This window comes from Ruegeria sp. CK3 (assembly GCF_056536565.1).
Genome location: NZ_JBQFPV010000012.1, coordinates 16007 through 28644, shown reverse-complemented (window position 1 = coordinate 28644; position 12638 = coordinate 16007). Strand labels below are relative to the sequence as shown.

Sequence of the window (12638 nt, the reverse complement as noted above, 5' to 3'; positions counted from 1 at the left end):
GTGTTTTATCCGTCTGTTTCGAAGCGGAACCTAATCATACGTCGCGAAAACACAAGCCGATCACGAAATCATCACGACAACTCACAGAAGACACACGGATATTCGTAGTGATGTGAATCGCCATGCGAGGGTCGCGTACGGCATAAAAAATGGCGACGGGCAAACAGGCCCGTATCTATCTTATGGAGATACCGCATCATGATGACTCGTCGTTCTCTTTTCGTGAAAGCCGCTGCCACCGGCGCTGCCCTGACCCTGGCCGGCACCACGGCTTCTGTGGCCGGTGGAGCCAAAAAGAAAGGCACGTTCGAGGGCCGTTCGAACCACATCACCACCGGTTCGGTGAAACTGGTCAAGGATGGCGATCGCTACATTGTTGAACTGGGCAAAGACTTTTCGCTGGATAACGGCCCCGACCCGCGCGTTGCATTTGGGAAAGACGGCAGTTACGCCCCGGACAGCAAACTCGGCGCGCTGTTGCACCTTGCAGGTAAGCAATCCTATGCCGTCCCACCGACCATGGATGTGTCGGGATACAACGAAGTATACATCTGGTGCGAGGTCGCCGGAGTACCTCTCGGCGTAGCATCGCTGAAGTAATCAGGTCGTCAGAGGTCGGGTTCTCCGGCCTCTGACACACTGTTAGGTAACGGCACAACTGTCTGCTACACTCGCCCCAAGTTATTGGAACCGGGGGCGTTTTTCATGACCAAGATTGCCAAGATCACCCTGTTGTTTGTGGTGTTTGTGGACCTGATCGGACAAGGGCTGGTCTTTCCGATCATCAACTCTCTGATCATGGAGACGAAGTCCGGTTTTCTGCCTGAAGGCACACCCGACGGCCGTCGCCATTTCTACTATGGGCTGGTGATCGGGTGTTTCTTCCTGTCGTGGTTTCTTGGGGTCGTTTACGTCTCGAAGGTCTCGGATTCCATCGGGCGCAAGAACGCGCTTCTGGTTTGTCTGGGCGGAGCGTTGGCAGGCTACGCCATTACCATCGCCTCGCTCTACCTCGACAGTCTGTTGCTGCTGATCCTGGGCCGGTCGATCACTGGTTTTACGGCTGGCAACCAGCCTATCGCGCAAGCGGCGATGATTGACGGTAGTACCGATGCTGCCGATCGTGACCGCAATATGGGGTATATAGTGACTGGCGTCAGCTTTGGCCTTGTCGGAGGGCCTATCATCGGCGCCGTACTGTCGGATTCCGCCTTGTTGGGTAGTTTTGCCACGCTCAGGACACCCTTCTATGGCGCCTTTGTTCTGGTGCTGATCGCCATCTTCCTCGTGCTGGCCTTCTTCAAGGACACCCGCAGCGAACGCGCGCCCTTTGTCTTTCGCCCGCGCGATATCACCGACAGCCTGATCGCTGTACGTGGCCATCCGATGGTTCTGAAAATCCTGCCGGTCTACTCGTTCTTCATGATCGCCAACGTCACCTTTTATGTGTTCGTCGACAATTTCCTGACCAGCCGTTTCGGTTATGGCGTGATCGGAGGCAGTATGGCTATGGTCGTCATCGGCTTTGCGCTGGCCTTTTCCAGCACCTTCCTTGTGAAACCCGCGCAAGAGAGGTTCAGCAAGCACAAGATTATCTATGTCTCACTGATCACGATGGTGATCTGCGGGCTTGCGTTCGCCTTCAGCCCCAGCGGCGCGCTGAGTTACATTCCGGTCTTCTTCTTTTACTTCTTTTTCGGGGTTTCATACCCGACCCTTCTGGGCCTGTTTTCATCCAGCGTCAGCGAGGCGGACCAGGGTTGGGTCATGGGTGTGACCACCGCAGTCTTTTGCCTTGCCGGAGGGATCATGTCCCTGATCGGCGGAGGGTTGATGAGCATCGACATCCGCGTGCCCTACTACATCGTGATCATCGCCGCGATCTTCGGCCTGATCGGGATGCACCGCCGCTGGAAAGGGAAAGAGATCAAAGCGCTGTTAGCTTGAGGCAGTCTACCGTTTGACTTGAATCGAAATACGCTGCCCTTCCCTTCGGTCGAAGGCGCATTTCGATTCAGTGTTTTTGGTGAAACGCAGAACGCCCTAGATCGTCTCGACCGTCAGGTTGCCGTTGGTATAGACGCAGATGTCGGCAGCAATCGCCATTGCCTCGCGCGCAACCGTTTCGGCAGGCTTGTCGCTGTCCATCATCGCGCGCGCAGCGGCGAGGGCGAAGTTGCCGCCCGATCCGATGGCGGCCACGTTGTGTTCCGGCTCCAGCACGTCCCCTGCCCCGGTGATCACCAGTAGGTCCTTGCCATCGGCGACGATCAGCATTGCCTCAAGCTTTTGAAGGTATTTGTCGGTGCGCCAGTCCTTGGCCAGCTCGACCGAGGCGCGGGCCAGTTGGCCGGGGGTGGCTTCAAGCTTGGCTTCCAGCCGCTCGAGCAATGTGAACGCATCCGCCGTCGATCCGGCGAAGCCTGCCACGACCTCGAATCCACCGGGTGACAGGCGGCGGACCTTGCGGGCGGTGCCTTTGATCACGGTCTGGCCCAGGCTGACCTGTCCGTCGCCGGCAATCACCACCTGGCCGTCCTTCTTGACGCCAATGATCGTTGTGCCATGCCAACCGGGAAAATCGCTGTCTGCCATCAGGGCCTCCGTTCATCACTGGGACCCTATATGGGCCGGAGCCAGCGCCAACGCAACTGTTCACAAACTGCCCAAAAGATATGCAAGAAACGCAGATCGGGTCTACCAGACTGGCAATTGTGAGACTCAGGTGCCTGCACTACATGGGGCTTACAACCGACATTGGGTCGGCTGTTTCAGTTTGAAGGACTGCGCAAATGGCAAATACTGCACAAAACACTGCGCCGCTCGGAGCAGCTACCATCCTGCACGTAGTGGACGCGTTCACTGTGGCTTTCGAAAAAGCGGTTGAGTGGAACGAAACTCGCAAGACACGCAAAGCGTTGTCGCAACTGAGCGACGCTCAGCTGGAAGATATCGGTCTGACCCGCAAAGACATCATCACCATCTGATCCGTTTCAGATCAGCCGTAGTAAAGATGAGCCGCTCGCCCGAGCGGCTTTTTCTTTTAAATCAGCCTGTATTTGCCCGACATATCAGGCAGATAGGCCTCAACCGCTGCGGTTGCGATGACGTGGCGGGTGCCTGCATCACTGTCCTCGACGTCCAGCCCGCCCAACACAGCCCGTACCTCGGCCCTGCCCCGTGGCAAATCCTGCGCGACCAGATCGCAATCCACGGCCTCGGGCTGTTGCACCCCAATTGTCACCACGACGCGCATCTCTTTGTGGTCCACGCCTAAGCGCGAAAACAGAGTGATCGAGGAATGATGCAGCGCGTCCTGCACCGCCCGCCGTGCGGCCTTGGTATAGTCCTGACCATAGAGGTCGTTGCCGGTGCCCATCTCAAGAATGATACGTTTCTCAGTCATCGCGCGGGCTCCATGTCGAATGAGACGATGATGGCGGCGTTTGCGATCACTGTGTGGCCATCGGCGTGCGGTTTTTCGATGTCTAGCCCACCGCGGGTGACTGTGATGTTCGGTTGACCGTATGGGAACACGGCCTTCAACGCCTCGCGGTCCACTTTATCGGGTTGCTGCACACCGATCTCGGCATCAATGATCATTGCCTCTTTGGGAAAATCGAACAGCTCAGCCATATTGACCGAGTTGTGCCACAGCGCATCCTTGATCGCGCGCAAGGCGGCCTCGGTATAGTCCTCACGCCGCAGGGACGTGCCCATACCAAATTCCACAAGTACTCGTGTTTTTGCCATCAAAACCTCCGGTCATAAAAAAGGCGCCCGGTTCGGGGCGCCTTTGATCAATCGCATTCCAATCCGGATCAGATGGATTCGTCGATCCAGCTTTGCAGCGCGGCTTTGGGTGCCGCGCCCGCGCGGTTCGAGACAACCTGACCGTCCTTGAAGATGAACAGTGCGGGGATGCCGCGCACGCCCATCGCAGCGGCTGCGTTCGGGTTGCTGTCCACGTCCACCTTGGCGATTTTCACCTTGTCGCCATACTCAGCGGCTAGTTCTTCCAGTGCGGGGCCGATCTGTTTGCAAGGACCACACCATTCCGCCCAGAAGTCCACAACCACGGGAACGGTCGAGTTCTTGACTTCGGCATCAAAGGTATCGTCGGTAACGGCTACGGTCGACATATTCTGTCTCCTGAATGGGGTAAACTCGGGAAAGGAACGTAGGTGCCGCGTCGGGTAAGGTCAAGATATCTGGGCGCGGGTCAGCGATTGCGTCACAAGATCGTGTGGCAGCCACATCAACGCGGCCGTCCGCGTCCACAGGATGGCGGTACGGATGGTCTTGTCCGGGTAAATCTGACTTAGCGCCTGCGCATAGGCTCCCATCTGCCGCAGCAAGCCTTCCGGGCAGGCTTCAGCCAGGTCGGGCACCGTGGCATTTGTTTTAAAATCAACAACATGCACTTCGGTATCCGTTATGATCAACCGGTCGATGACACCATGCATCCGCCGCCCGTTCAGTTCGGCTGAAACAGGGACCTCGGCCAACGCATCCGACGCGAACACTGGTTTCAGGTGATCTGCTGTCAGGATCTTGGTGACCTCAGACAACAACTCGGTTCGGTCATGATCCTGCATATCGGGTAGAACCCGAGCGCACAGCATAGGCCAATCTTCCTGAGGTGCGCTGGGAAGATGTTCCAGCAGCAGGTGCAATCGGGTGCCGCGCAGCTTTGCGGCCTCTTCATCCTGCCCCGCATCACCGGGCAGCGCTTTTGCCCCGCCAAGATCTGAGGGGCTGAGGGTTTCTGGTTCCGAGGGTGGATCCTCGGCGGGATGCTGGAAGTACGCAGGCAGGTCCTGACTTGGCTCGGCGTGTTCGCTGCGTTCGACCAGCGGCAACCCCTGCCAATCGCCATGGGCCAGTCGCCGTGTCAGCGACCCCTCTATCTGTGTCGCGCCCGCGCGCTCCATTGCGGCCTCGACCATCTGATACCAGCTGGTTCCATCCTTTCCGACATCCCCAGCAGCGGCCACGATCAACCACTTTTCTGCCCGTGTTAGAGCCACATATAGCAATCGAAGGCGCTCATTTTCCTCGCGGTTCCGAGCCTCCTCACGGGCGCTGGAGATCAGCTTGGGCGAGACATCGGCGGGAACCTTCCACAGGGGCGTTCCATCAGCCACCATGATCTCGGCATCGCGCGGGGCCTGCCGTTTGCCAGTATCCGGCAGGATCACGATCGGCGCTTCCAATCCTTTTGAGCCATGCACGGTCATCACGCGGATCATGTTTCCCACGCCGCTCATCTGGCGTTTGATCTCCAGATCGTCGGTCTGCATCCAGACCAGAAACCCGGTCAGGCTGGGAATATCGGTCCGCTCATAGGCCAAAGCCTGCGAGAGCAGCGCGTTGATCCCATCCTCGGCCTCGGCCCCCAGCCGACCCAGCAGCTTTCGCCTCCCGTCATGGCGGGTCAGGATGCGCTCAATCAGGTCATAGGGTCGCAGAAAGTCGATCTGTCCGCGCAGATCGTTGAGGATCGCAAGCGTTTCGGGAAACTCGTCCGAGCGATTGCGCAGCGCGGCCCACAGGAATTTCTTTTGCCGGCGATGGGCCAGATCGAACAGAGCCTGCTCGGACCAGCCGAACAGAGGGGATTTCAGGACCGTCGCCAGCGACAGGCTGTCTTCGGGCGTGGCCAGAAAGCTCAGTAATGCGGCCAGATCCTTAACGGCCAGCTCGGCGCCGACTTTCAAACGGTCGGCCCCGGCGATGGGCAAATGAAGCGCTTTGCAGGCGCGGATGATCTCGGCAAACAGGTCCGAGCGGCGCTGGACCAGGATCAGGAAATCCCCCGGCTGAACTTTGCGGCGCAGGAATGTGCCGGGCGTTTCGCCGTCTTCGGGGATTGTGGCCCCAGTGTCGATCATGTGCTTGATAGTCTGCGCCACCTGCTCGGCCAGAATGACGGTATGATGGCGCGACCCGGGCCGATCCACCGGATCAGTCCAATCGCCATCCTCGTCATCCTCGACCTTTTCCACCACGGGCCAGAGGTCTACGCGTCCAGGCAGATCTGCCTTGAAAGCGCGGTGCTGGCTTTCTTTGTGAAACCCGGCATCGGCCTGATTTTCGAACAGTAAATCAACCAATGACAGGATCGCGCTGGAGGATCGGAACGAGTATTCAAGCGTTGAATCCCACAGTTTAGAGCCTGATTCTTCCAGCCTTCGCCCAAACTCGGCCTGCATACGGTCAAAGGCTCGAGGGTCGGCGCCTTGGAATGAATAGATCGACTGTTTCTTGTCGCCGACCACAAAGATCGTGCGTTCAACCTCGGATCGGGCCCCTTCCCCGCTGGTGAATTCCTGCGCCAACTTCTCGACCACATCCCATTGGTCCGGGCTGGTGTCCTGCGCCTCGTCCACCAGAATATGGTCGATACCACCGTCCAGCCGGTACAAAACCCATTCGGCCACCGCCGGGTCGTTTAGAACCTGCCGCGCGCGGAGGATCAGATCGTCAAAGTCCAGCCACCCACGCAGCTGCTTACGGCGTTCGTATTCTGGCAGGAAAGCTGCAGCGAAGCGATGCAAAACGCTGGTTTTTTGCGCAGCAACCAGAGCTAGCCGTTGCTCACGCGCGGCCTCAACCCGCAGCATCAGCGATTCCAGCTGTGGCATGCGTTCCGCCAGAGCGCCTTCGCGCAGGGCTTTGGTGGGGAAACTGTTGATCTTGGCTGTGAACGGCTCCTTTGCGCCCTTGCCCGTCAGCAAGACGCCTTCCAGAATTGGCAGATGAGCCAGCCCTGCCTCGGTGAACACTGCGAGTTTTGCGGCGGCCTTGGCATTGTTGCCGCCGCTTTCGATCAGCGCGGGCAACATGGATTGGATCAGGTCAACCTCACCACCCAGAAACACCTGCGCTGATAGGGTGTCGTCGTCAAAGCCCTCAGGCAGGCCAAATCGCAGCAACAGATCCGCGCGCTGTAAGGGCTGCGCGAACAGGTTCCGCTTTTGAGTCACTGCTGCGGTTAGCCTTTCGAACCCTGTATCAGTGACGAACCGCGCAATATCCTCGATCAAACCGGCCTGAGGGCCCTCGGCGAAATCCTCGATGATCTCTTCCCGCAACAACGCGGCGGCGCGGTCCTCCATCTCGGCAAATTGCGGGCTGACACCGGCCTCAAGCGGGAAGCGACGCAGAAGTGAGGCGCAGAAAGAGTGGATGGTCTGGATTTTCAACCCACCCGGTGTCTCAATTGCGCGGGCAAACAAGGTGCGGGCCTGCGCTAGTCGGTCCAAGTCGATTGCTCCTTCGACGCCCAGATCCGTCAGCTGCGCCAACAACGGCGTGTCCCCCAACATCGCCCATTCCCCCAGTCGTTTGAACAGCCGGTTCTGCATCTCGCTGGCGGCAGCCTTGGTATAGGTCAGGCACAGGATGTGCTGCGGCTGCACCCCGCTCAGCAACAGCCGCGCTACGCGGTCAGTCAGCACGCGGGTCTTGCCCGACCCGGCATTCGCCGCCAACCAGGTCGAGGCATCGGGGCGCGCGGCCTGCACTTGCCGCTCGGTGGCGTCGTTGCGGGCGGTCATGTCAGGTCCTCAGGGAGGGTTTCGGCGGTGCGGTCCCATTCTCCGAACCGGGCCAGATGATCGTAGTCGCCGATATCGGTGTCTTTGTGTAGCATGCGGCGCGATGAGAAGCCCTGATTAGGCTCTAAATAAGCAGAAATCAGCTCTTTCAGTTCAGCCAACACCTTGTCGGTGGGTTCTTTGGCAAGCGGAGCCGCGACCTCTTTGTAACTGCCGCCCATACCGATGAAGATCGCCTCGGCCACGTCGGTGGGGTCGATCCCTTCGATGGCGCCCTGCTCAGCCATGGCGGCTTCGATCAGCAGCTGTTTGTCGAACTTTGCCTGCTGGCTTTCGGTCGGAGGCGCGCCGGTTTTGTAGTCCACAATCCGCAACGCACCTCGGCTGTTGCAATCGATCCGGTCGGCCCGTCCAGCGATGGTGAAATCCAGAGGCTCCAACACCAGCTTCATCACGGCCTCAAACGCGACCGGGCCACCGTCGCCCCGGCGATTGACCTCGGCACTCAGAAAGTCGTCCGCAATCCGTTCCAGCCGCGCCAGCCACAGTTTGCGGGCGGTTGGCCAGGCGACGTGTGTTTCTAGCAGATCATGGGCGCGTTTCAGGAAGTTTTCGCGGGTCAGCAAAGCGGTATCCAGCACGCTATCCTTAACGAAATGCTCCAGAATTTCATGAATCACGATCCCGCGTAGCAAGGCATCGGGGGCCTGCACAAGCGGATGGAGGGGTTTAAGACGCAGCACATGTTTGGCGTAAATCGCATAAGGGTCGCGGATCAGGCGTTTGATCTCGGTTACCGACAGGCGGCGCGGTCGGGCGGCGACCGGAGGTTTGGGCGAGGGGCGATGCGCCGGGTCAATCCGAGGGGCTTGCTCCAGTTTTTTAGCCCAGTTCAGATAGGTTCGACCCCGCGCGCGCATATCCGATAGCGCCGTCTGGCCGCCTTGGTCAGGCAGGCCCTGCAAGAGGTTGGTCAAACGGTTCAGCCAGCGCGAGGGCACGGTTTCCGCATCGTCCGAGCGGGTGGCGCGGGTCAGCCAGACCTCGGGCGCGCCGATGGCCTGTTGGAAGTCATGCGCCGAAAGCCCGATGCGCCGTTCGGGCAACAACAAACTCGCCTTGTCGCGCATCTGGCGGTTCAGCCATGGGTCCGGCGCTGGGGCTTCGGGCCAGCTGCCCTCGTTCAAACCGCCGAGGATCAACAGATCCGTACCCTGCACGCGGGCCTCGAGTGTACCCCAGATCATGATATGCGGGTGCGGGGCGTCGCGGTCGCGGACCTCTTCTCCGGCCAGAAGCGCGCCCAGCAGATCCGCGAAGTCATGCGCGGTCATAGGGCCGCCGTGATGCGCCTCATCCCGAAGATTGGTCAACACCGACAGGGCCTTCAGACCTGCGTTCTTGTCCCACAAGGTGCCTTGATCGCCCGAATGTCCGGCCGAGATCGCCTCGGCCAGAGTTAGTAACCGGTCGACCCATTCGGACAGGGGGAGTTCCCCGGTGATTTGCTGATCGCAGAAATGTGCGCTGACCCAGCTCACCCATCCCTCGGGCGCTTCGGTGCGGTTCGCGGATGCGGTAAGGCTGGCTTGGTCCGGGAATGGAGGGCCATGCCGGCGCAGGTCCAGCTCCAAATCGCGGGTATGCAGCAGGTGGGCCCCCCGTTCACCCCCGTCATGGCACAAAGGATGTTTCAGCAGCGTCAGCAGCGCCTCACCCTCCAGACGGCGCGCAAAAAGGCCCGCCACATGGCGCAGAAACCGGCCGGGCGGAGACAATTGCAGCGGAAGACCAGCACTATCATCGGGTAGGATGTTCCAGCGATCCAATGCCGCGCTGACCTGCCGGGTCAGCATCCGATCGGGTGTAATCAAAGCGGCGGTCTGGCCCGTCTCAGCCGCCTGTCTCAGGCGAAGGGCGATGGCAAGGGCCTCGGACCGGGGTGAGTCTGCCTCGACCAGTGTCAGGTCGCGCGTGGCCTGATCCAACTCGGTCAGGCATGGGCCTTCTGACATCCACGCATCGGTGATAGGGGCAGGGCGCAAAGCCAAAGAAACCAATCGGTTACGCGCGGGTGAGGGCGGTTGTTCATCCGTCCAGGGCAGGACCTGGTCATGCTCCAACCCCAGCTCTCGCATCAATTTGCGGAACCGATATTGTGGGTGATCCTCAGAGGTCAACGCTTCATCCAGACGGTCCCAAACGGCGCGCGGCTGGTCGAAATCATAGCCCGGCAGGATCAAGGCCCCTTGTGGCAGGCGCGCGACGGCTTGCATCAGCATCAGCGTGGTGCCGCGTGATCCCGTCGAGCCGGCCAAAATGACGGGATGTTGCGGCGGAGCCTCCTGCCAGCGGTCGATCAGATTTTCGACCACTCGACGTTGCCGCGCCTGTGCGTCCATCGCCTGATCGCTGGCATCAACAAAATGATCCGCGATGCCGATAAACGCCTGTGCGCGGGCCCAATGGCCGGACATATCGCTGACATCCAGTTGGCGGATCGCCTCTGGCGGCACGCCCTCACCCTGCATCTCATCAATCAAGGCGGCCAGGCTGTCGGACAGATCGAACAGGGTGGCCCGTGCAGCCAGATCAGGCTGCTGGTCGAGCAGTTTTGAGATCAGCTGGGTCAGCTCCAACCGTCGTCTCAGCGGGGGGATGGCGGGCGGAATCTGTGCCAGATCAACGTTTTCACCCAGATCGGTGACCAGAGAAAGCCGAGGCAACAGACATGGCGGCCCCTGATCAAACAGGTCTCGTACCCGTCGGGCCATGCGGCGCGTGTTGACCACCAATTGCGCGCGGGCCAACGCCTCGGGCGGGCCGGAGGCGCGCTGCCGCAGCCCGGCAACCAGCGCGTTGGGGAAATCCGTGCCTGGCGGAACGGCGAACACCCGTGGATGAGCGCTGAGGTCAAACATCCGCCAGCATCCCCTCAGCCAGAGCGATCCCTTCAGGACGCCCGACATCACACCAACGGCCGGGATATTCCAGTGCAAACAGGCGTTTGCGGTCGTGCATCTGGTTCCACAACAGGTTTAGCGAGAAGGCCTGTTCCGGGATATGCTGCAGCCCATCGGTTTTCAGAATCTGCACGCCGCCATATACTAGGCCCGGCCCGCGCTCAATCCGGCCTTCGGCATCAGCGGTGAAGTCCCCATCGCCCGCATACCCGATGGTTTGACCAATCGGGACGCACATCAAAAGCGCATCCATCCGGTCCGGGTCCCATGCCTGTTTCAGTAGGCTCAGCGGGTTGGGCCCGGCCCAGATCGCATCGGTGTTCATGGTGAACACCGGACCTGTGCCAAGCAGAGGCAAAGCCGCCCGTAAACCGCCGCCGGTTTCCAGAATCTCGGGCGTTTCATGCGAGAGCAGGATGCCTTTGGGCGCTAGGTGAGCCTGCAACTGATCGGCGTGATAGTGCAGGTTTGCAATTACACGGGCCGGTTGAACGGCGTCCACCAGCGCAAGCGCGTGGTCGATCAGCGGGCGTCCGGCGACCTCGATCAGAGGTTTTGGCCGGTCCTTGGTCAGTGCGCCCATCCGGGTGCCGAACCCGGCGGCAAATAGCATCACGGCGTCGGGGGATTGGCTCATGATGCTTTCAGCCTTGCGAGGTTTTCCGCGGTTGGTTCGGGCAGGGCGTCGCGCAGGATACCGGCAACCGGGATCAGTGCGGGGTGTTCCAGATCGCGCATTAGATGCGCCCATGTGGCAGGTATCAGATCAACGTATAGTGGCTTGCCATAGTCTGTAGCCAGCCGTGCAAAAACACCCAGAATACGTAGGTTTCGTTGCGCGCCCAGAACGCTGTAGGCGGTGCGGAAGTCATGATCATCCATACCAGAGGCCGCGATATAGCGATTGACCATCTGCATTTCGATCCCGGTTGGCACGGTCCGGCGTACATCCTGCAAGAGCGAGACCAGATCGTAAGCCGGGTGCCCCAGCATCGCCAGTTGGAAGTCCAGAAGCCCGACGCGCTGCACGCCGTCACGTTCCGGCAGCCAGATCAGGTTTTCGGCGTGGTAATCCCTCTGCACGACGACTTTGGTGCCCGAGGTCTCCTGCAGCAGGATATCAGCAAAGCGCAGCTCGAACCTCTCCTGCGCATCTGCATCGTGGTCACCCAGAATGGCCTGCGCGTATTTGGTGAAAGCCAGAGCGGCCAGTTCGGTCATCAATGTGGGGTCGTATGAGGGCAGGGGCAGGATCGGGGCCTCATGCAGGTGCAGAAGAACATCCGTCGCTGCCTCATATAGGAGGCGTTCCTGGCTCGGGTCCTTGGTCAGAACGCGTGAAAACAGATCATCGCCCAGATCCTCCAGAACCAGAAAGCCGTTCTGATTGTCCTCGGCGTAAATCTCGGGCGCGCTGAGGCCCACCGCGCGCAGATGGTTCGCGATCCGGACGAAGGGTTCGACATCCTCTCCCCGATCCGGCGGGGCGTCCATCAGAACCGCCGTGCGACCGGTCGCCGAATCTGTCAGACGCTCATACCTGCGGTTCGAGGCATCCCCGGCCAGAGGCGCGCGCGTGGCATTGGCCCATGGCGTCTGTGCAATCAGGGCCTCGGCCAGCACAGTACGATCTGTCATAGAGTATTCTCCAGTTTTCCAACCCATTTCGGATCAGACCAAGACAGGGTCAGATGGCGTGTCTCGGTTTCGACTGGGTCGGTTTGGAAGGCAAGCGTCAATGCAGTGTCGGGGGTCAGCGGCCCAAGTTTGTCGGGCCATTCCACAAGACATAGCGCAGTGTCGAAGGCTTCGGTCAGGCCCAGCTCGTCCGCCTCATCTACCGAGGTCAGCCGGTAAAGGTCACAATGCCAAATCTCGCCGATCTGCGTGTCATAGACCTGCACCAGCGTGAAGGTGGGCGAGGGCACATCCTCGGGCGGGTTCATCAGTGATTGGATGAGGCTACGGGCAAAGTGGGTCTTGCCGCTGCCGATCTCACCTTGCAGCAGCAACACATCCGCAGGTCTCAGGCTCGCGCCAAGACGCGCCGCAAAATCTGCGGTCTCCTGAGGGCTTTGCAGGGTGAGAGTAACAGGTGCTGAAGTCATGGCGC

Annotated in this window: 11 protein-coding genes and 1 pseudogene; 3 read left to right on the top strand and 9 right to left on the bottom strand. The window is 60.0% G+C overall.

The window, feature by feature from the left end; genetic code table 11:
* Window positions 1–201 precede the first annotated feature (201 nt).
* Together ACR0C3_RS18405 and ACR0C3_RS18400 are read left to right on the top strand one after the other, a co-directional pair.
* On the top strand, window positions 202–600 hold the full coding sequence (locus ACR0C3_RS18405; protein ID WP_480759839.1) for a DM13 domain-containing protein: 399 nt from the start codon (window positions 202–204) through the stop codon (window positions 598–600).
* Between the two features lie 105 nt (window positions 601–705).
* Entirely contained in the window at window positions 706–1947 is a 1242-nt protein-coding gene (locus tag ACR0C3_RS18400) for an MFS transporter (RefSeq protein WP_170380187.1), read from the top strand.
* 96 nt (window positions 1948–2043) lie between these two features.
* Here ACR0C3_RS18400 and hslV read toward each other — a convergent pair whose 3' ends face one another.
* On the bottom strand, window positions 2044–2595 hold the full coding sequence (gene hslV, locus ACR0C3_RS18395; protein ID WP_480759838.1) for an ATP-dependent protease subunit HslV: 552 nt from the start codon (window positions 2593–2595) through the stop codon (window positions 2044–2046).
* Between the two features lie 197 nt (window positions 2596–2792).
* On the opposite strand from hslV, the gene ACR0C3_RS18390 reads away from it, so the two are divergent.
* On the top strand, window positions 2793–2987 hold the full coding sequence (locus tag ACR0C3_RS18390; RefSeq protein ID WP_170380185.1) for a DUF1127 domain-containing protein: 195 nt from the start codon (window positions 2793–2795) through the stop codon (window positions 2985–2987).
* A 56-nt stretch (window positions 2988–3043) separates the two neighbouring features.
* Here ACR0C3_RS18390 and ACR0C3_RS18385 read toward each other — a convergent pair whose 3' ends face one another.
* From ACR0C3_RS18385 to tsaE, 8 genes and pseudogenes are all read right to left on the bottom strand, one after another.
* Complete coding sequence (locus ACR0C3_RS18385; protein ID WP_480759837.1) at window positions 3044–3406, bottom strand: Lin0512 family protein; 363 nt, start codon at window positions 3404–3406, stop codon at window positions 3044–3046.
* On the bottom strand, window positions 3403–3753 hold the full coding sequence (locus ACR0C3_RS18380; RefSeq protein ID WP_170641065.1) for a Lin0512 family protein: 351 nt from the start codon (window positions 3751–3753) through the stop codon (window positions 3403–3405). The genes ACR0C3_RS18385 and ACR0C3_RS18380 overlap by 4 nt, the downstream gene beginning before the upstream one ends.
* Window positions 3754–3821: 68 nt before the next feature.
* A pseudogene (gene trxA / locus ACR0C3_RS18375) lies at window positions 3822–4163 on the bottom strand (thioredoxin); the annotation flags it as partial.
* A 39-nt stretch (window positions 4164–4202) separates the two neighbouring features.
* Window positions 4203–7562 carry a double-strand break repair helicase AddA gene (gene addA, locus ACR0C3_RS18370; RefSeq protein WP_480759835.1) on the bottom strand — a complete coding sequence of 1120 codons (3360 nt, stop codon included), beginning with the start codon at window positions 7560–7562 and terminating at the stop codon, window positions 4203–4205.
* Complete coding sequence (gene addB / locus ACR0C3_RS18365) at window positions 7559–10483, bottom strand: double-strand break repair protein AddB (protein WP_480759833.1); 2925 nt, start codon at window positions 10481–10483, stop codon at window positions 7559–7561. Before addB ends, addA begins: the two co-directional genes overlap by 4 nt.
* Window positions 10476–11162 (bottom strand): nucleotidyltransferase family protein, encoded by a 687-nt coding sequence (locus tag ACR0C3_RS18360; protein ID WP_480759832.1) that lies wholly within the window; start codon window positions 11160–11162, stop codon window positions 10476–10478. Before ACR0C3_RS18360 ends, addB begins: the two co-directional genes overlap by 8 nt.
* On the bottom strand, window positions 11159–12163 hold the full coding sequence (locus ACR0C3_RS18355; RefSeq protein ID WP_480759831.1) for an aminoglycoside phosphotransferase family protein: 1005 nt from the start codon (window positions 12161–12163) through the stop codon (window positions 11159–11161). The genes ACR0C3_RS18360 and ACR0C3_RS18355 overlap by 4 nt, the downstream gene beginning before the upstream one ends.
* On the bottom strand, window positions 12160–12633 hold the full coding sequence (tsaE, locus tag ACR0C3_RS18350; RefSeq protein WP_480759830.1) for a tRNA (adenosine(37)-N6)-threonylcarbamoyltransferase complex ATPase subunit type 1 TsaE: 474 nt from the start codon (window positions 12631–12633) through the stop codon (window positions 12160–12162). Before tsaE ends, ACR0C3_RS18355 begins: the two co-directional genes overlap by 4 nt.
* Window positions 12634–12638 lie beyond the last annotated feature (5 nt).